Origin of the sequence: Pseudonocardia sp., assembly GCF_050246655.1 — a bacterium.
Lineage (GTDB): Bacteria > Actinomycetota > Actinomycetes > Mycobacteriales > Pseudonocardiaceae > Pseudonocardia.
Genome location: NZ_JBFWVQ010000215.1, coordinates 1 through 4,468 on the forward strand (window position 1 = coordinate 1; position 4,468 = coordinate 4,468).

Sequence of the window (4,468 nt, forward strand, 5' to 3'; positions counted from 1 at the left end):
GAAGGAGTTCCTCGACGCCGCGTCCGGGCTCGGCCAGCAGCTGCTGCTGCAGGGCAGGCTGCACGGGCCCGAGTCGCTGTCGCGTGAGCTGTTCGCCTCCGCGCTGAGGCTGGCCGACAACCAGGGCATGCTCGACGGTCCCGACCTCGCCGCCCGGCGGGTGCGGTTCGCCGAGCGCGTCGAGGACGTCGTCGCTCGGGTGACCACGATCGACGAGATCGACGCGGCGACCCGACAGGAGGCAGCCGGTGTCGAACCGTGAACGTGACGGGCAGTGGACGGAGGACCGGCTGGTCGCCGACGTCGAGCAGGGCCCCCAGGGACCGCAGGTCGGCGCCTTCTTCGACTTCGACGGCACCCTCATCGACGGCTACTCGTTCGGGACCTTCGCCCGCCACCACCTGCGCTCGATGCACGTCACCCCGGGCGACGTCGGTCGGCTGCTGCTCATCGGGATGCGCGGGGTCACCACCGAGGCGGACTTCGAGCGGTTCTTCGTGCTCGGCATGCGCGCCTGGACTGGGCGCAGCGAGGACGAGCTGGTCGAGCTGGGGGAGCGGCTGTTCGTGCAGGGCATCGCCCGCTCGCTCTACCCGGAGGCGTGGCGGCTGGTGGAGGCGCACCGCCGGGCCGGGCACACCGTGGTGCTGGCCTCGTCGGCCACCCGCTTCCAGGTGGAGCCCGCCGCGCGGGCGATGGGCGTGGAGCACATCCTCGTCACGCCCGTCGGGTTCGAGAACGGGATCTGCACCGGGCGCCCGGGCGGGCCGCCGCTGTGGCGGGCGGGCAAGGCGGCCGCCGTGCGCGAGTTCGCCCCGGTCCACGGCATCGACCTCGCGGCGAGCTACGCCTACTCCAACGGCGACGAGGACGTCCCGTTCCTGGAGACGGTCGGGCGTCCGCGCGCGCTGAACCCCGGCCGGGGCCTCGCCGCCCAGGCCCGCGCCCGGGGCTGGCCGGTCGCCCGCTTCCGCTCCCGCAACCACACGGGCGTGACCGACGTGGTGCGCACCGCCGCGGGGGTCGGCGGGATGCTCGGCGGGTTCGGTGCCGGCCTCGTCACGGGGCTCGTCGCCGGGGGCTCGCGGCGCGACGGTGTCGATCTCGGCATCACGCTGGCGGGCGACCTCGGCGCCGCGCTCGCCGGCGTGCACGTCGACGTCGAGGGCGCGGAGCATCTCGCAGCGCGCCCTGCCGTGATCGTGTTCAACCACCAGAGCCAGCTCGACGTCCTCGTGCTCGCGAAGCTGCTGCGCGGCGGGTTCACCGGGGTCGCGAAGAAGGAGCTCGCGACCATGCCGGGCTTCGGTCTGGCGTTCCGGCTCATGGACGTCGCGTTCGTGGACCGCGCGGACGGCGCCCAGGCGCGCAAGGCCCTCGAACCCGCCGTGCAGCGGTTGCGCGACGGGATCTCGCTCGTCATCGCACCGGAGGGCACCCGGTCGGCCACCCCCGCGCTGGGCCCGTTCAAGAAGGGCGCGTTCCACGTCGCGATGCAGGCGGGCGTGCCGATCCTGCCCGTCGTGATCCGCAACGCTGGCGAGCTGATGTGGCGCGACTCGTCGACCATCCGGCCCGGCACCGTGCAGGTGCGGGTGCTGGCGCCGGTCCCCACGGACGGCTGGACGGTCGCGACGCTGGACGACCACGTCGCGGACGTCCGCGCCAGGTTCGTCGACGCGCTCGCGCAGTGGCGGCCGACCGTGCACGAGGTGCAGGTCGCCACCGGCCCGGCCGGCCCCGTGCCGGACGCCCCGCTGGACTGGGGCACGGCCCCGGAGATGAACCCGCTGGAGACGGCGATGTGGCGCGCCGAGGTCGCCGATCCCCGGCTGCGGGCCAACGCCACGATGCTGGAGCTGCTCGACACCGCCCCGGACTGGGAGCGCTTCCGGGCCGCGCACGAGTGGGCGTCGCGGATGGTGCCGCGGATGCGCCAGAAGGTGGTCGAGCCCGCGCTCGGGCTCGGGGCGCCCACGTGGGTCACGGTCGCCTCCCTTGACCTGGACGCCCACGTCCACCACCGGACGCTGCCCGCGCCCGGGTCGCAGCGCCAGATGCTGGACGCGGCGGCCGAGTTCGCCGGTGCGCCGCTGGACCGCGACCGCCCACCGTGGCGCGCCCTGCTGGTGGACGGCCTGGCGGGCGGGGGCGCCGCGTACGTGACGGTGATCCACCACAGCGCCACGGATGCCCTCGGCTGGCTGCAGCTGATCTCGAAGCTGCACCGCGACCATCCGGAACCCGACCCGGCGCGTCCGGAGCCGCCCGTCCCCGATCCCGGGTTCGCGGTGCCGTCCGCGCTGCTCACCGGCCAGGTCTCCCGCACGGTCACCGCGGTCCCCGGGGAGGTCTTGCGCCAGGGCGCCGGGCTGCTCGGCGCGCTGACCCACCCCGTCGCGACGCTGTCCCGGGCCGCCGCGGCCGTCCGGACCGTCGGCGGGGCCGCCGTCGCGCCGTCGGGGTCGCCGCTGCTCGCCCCGCGCGGGGGTCCCTGGCGCTTCGACGTGCTCGACCTCCCGCTCGCTGCGCTGCGTGCCGGGGCGAAGGCAGCGGGCGGCTCGGTCAACGACGGCCTCCTCGCCGCCGTGATCGGCGGGTTCCGCCGCTACCACGAGCTGCTCGGCGCCCAGCCCGGCGATCTCCCGATCGGCTTCCCGATCAGCCTGCGCCGCGAGGACGACCCGCAGGGTGGCAACCGGTTCACCGGAGCCCGGCTGGTGGGGTCGATGGCGGAGAAGGACCCCGTCGAACGGATCCGGGTCGTGCGCGAGTTCGTGCTGTCGGCGCGGGCGAACCCGGACGTCCTCGGGCTCCTGGGGCCGGTCATGGAGTGGCTGCCCGCGCCGGTCGTCGGTGCGGTGTCCGGGCGGCTGTCGTCGGCCAACGACGTCCAGGTCTCGAACGTCCCCGGCCTGCCCCACGAGGTCTACATGGCCGGTGCGCGGATCACCCGCATGTACCCGTTCGGCCCGCTCCCGGGTTGTGCCGTGATGCTCACGCTGCTCTCGCACGCCGGGACGGCCTGCATCGGCATCAACTCCGACGGGGCCGCCGTCACCGAGCCGGACGAGCTGGTGGCGTGCCTGGCCGAGGGGTTGGCGGAGATCGTCGCGCTGGCGTGAGTTGCCCTGTGGCAAGTGGCCGCTGTGTGGTCTTGGTTGAGGAGCCGGGTGCTGTCTACCCGTCGTCGATGCCCGCGTCCAACCGTGCTCTGCGGGTCCTCGCCGACGCGCTACGCCAACACCGCTCGGCCATGGAGCCACGGCCGTTTCAAGATTGATAAGCGCGGTGGGTGGGCGGTCGCCGCGCGGAAGCGATCACTGATGGACAGCGTGGTGATCTTCGGCGTGTCGCGGCGGGGTGGGCGACGGAACTCCGGTAGCAGGAGGAGCCTCTCACAGACTTCTCGCTACCGGAGCTCCGTTGCTGCTGCATCCCGCCATTGCCGAGTCCGGAATCGCTGGGCTCGGTGCTGCCGCGTCGGTCGCGTCCCGTGCCGGCGAGCTGTCCGTTCCGGTACGGGTGTGCGCTGACCTGGTGCAACGGTTTGCCGTTGTGTCCGATGGTCGCCGGGACCAGGGCCGGGTTCACCCGGTCGCGGTGGTGCTCGCGCTGTGTGCGGCGGCGGTCGTGGCGGGCATGGCCTCGTTCACCGCGATCGCTGGCTGGGTCGGCGACGTCCCCGCCCAGCTGCTCGCTCAGCTCTACGGCCGGCCACCGAGGCGCCGTCGAAGTCCACCATCTGGCGGGTGGTCACCGGCGCTGACGCCGCCGCGGTGGACGCGGCGATCGGCGCCTGGTTGCCCGCCCACGCCGCGGCACGAGCCGCCCCAGGAGGTGAGGGCGCCATGCTCGAGACCTGACTCTTGCCAGATTTAGTGCGCCCGGCTGGTCAGCGGATCGATGCGAGTGCCTCGCGGAGTTCGGCGGGTAGGGGGTCCTCGGCGGTGAGGATCTGCTGGCCGGCGCGGATCTGGACGGTGCGGTAGCGCCGCGTGGTGCGCACGAAGCGGCGGATCGACCAGCCGGTGCGTTCCTCCACCAGCCGAGACACCGCTAGCGCGGCGAGCACGATCGTCAGGTGCGCGTCGATCGATTCGCGTTTGTGGTGGTAGATCGGCCGGGCGGCTAGGTCGTGTTTGGACATTCGGAACGAGGCCTCGATCTGGAACAGCCGGTGGTAGGCGTCGATCACGAACCCGGCGGTGGGGTTGGGCAGGTTGGTGATGTAGCCCTTCCACCCGGCCAATGCCCGCGCCTTGGCCTCCAGGTCCCTGTTCACGCTCTTGTCGGCGCCCACCAGGCGGATGAACCGGTTGCGTTTGACCGACACCTTCCCCTGAGTCAGGACACCTCGTTAGTGACCCGCGGCGGGTAGCTGATCGAGGATCTCTGCTGCGGCGGTGGGGATGTCGGGGTCGAGGGTGATCTCCTGGCCGCCGAGGCGGATTGTGGCGGAGCGGAC

Annotated in this window: 2 protein-coding genes and 2 pseudogenes; 3 read left to right on the forward strand and 1 reads right to left on the reverse strand. The window is 73.2% G+C overall.

The genetic code is table 11. From position 1 onward, the window contains the following. From AB7J25_RS30270 to AB7J25_RS30280, 3 genes and pseudogenes are all read left to right on the forward strand, one after another. The coding region (locus tag AB7J25_RS30270; protein ID WP_428514751.1) for a hypothetical protein at nt 1-262 on the forward strand (262 nt) is incomplete at its 5' end. Next, nucleotides 249-3,125, forward strand: a complete 2,877-nt coding sequence (locus AB7J25_RS30275) for an HAD-IB family hydrolase (protein WP_428514753.1) — start codon at nt 249-251, stop codon at nt 3,123-3,125. The genes AB7J25_RS30270 and AB7J25_RS30275, both read left to right, overlap by 14 nt. 415 nt (nt 3,126-3,540) lie before the next feature. Further along, nucleotides 3,541-3,708: pseudogene (locus tag AB7J25_RS30280) on the forward strand (transposase family protein); the annotation flags it as partial. 187 nt (nt 3,709-3,895) lie between these two features. Here AB7J25_RS30280 and AB7J25_RS30285 read toward each other — a convergent pair. Beyond that, nucleotides 3,896-4,342, reverse strand: a pseudogene (locus tag AB7J25_RS30285) (IS1634 family transposase); the annotation flags it as partial. Nucleotides 4,343-4,468: the final 126 nt, after the last annotated feature.